Below are 282 nucleotides of genomic sequence, written 5' to 3'. Positions count from 1 at the left end.
CTGCTACTGCTTTGTCGTCCGCTGCTTTCGCTGCATCTTTAGCTTCGCCTGCTTTCGCTAATGCATCTGCTGCATCTGTTGCCGCTTTACCGGCTTTAGTATCAGCTGCTACCGCTTTAGCATCTGCCGCTTGAGCTGCTTCTGCTGCTTTACCGGCTTTGGTATCTGCCGCTACTGCTTTAGCATCTGCCGCTACTGCTTTATCGTCTGCTGCTTTCGCTGCATCTTTAGCTTCGCCTGCTTTCGCTAATGCATCTGCTGCATCTGTTGCCGCTTTACCGG

The 282-nt window shown here is 52.5% G+C and carries 1 protein-coding gene; it reads right to left on the bottom strand.

Annotated elements, in window-relative coordinates; all coding sequences use genetic code 11:
* Nucleotides 1-282: hypothetical protein (locus tag ACTHTQ_RS11515; protein WP_440363992.1), on the bottom strand; the 282-nt coding region annotated here is incomplete at both ends.

This window comes from Neisseria sp. P0020.S003, assembly GCF_051957095.1.
GTDB classification, from domain to species: domain Bacteria; phylum Pseudomonadota; class Gammaproteobacteria; order Burkholderiales; family Neisseriaceae; genus Neisseria; species Neisseria subflava.
The sequence above is the reverse complement of the archived record's forward strand: the minus strand, read 5'-3'. Positions and strand labels throughout refer to the sequence as shown.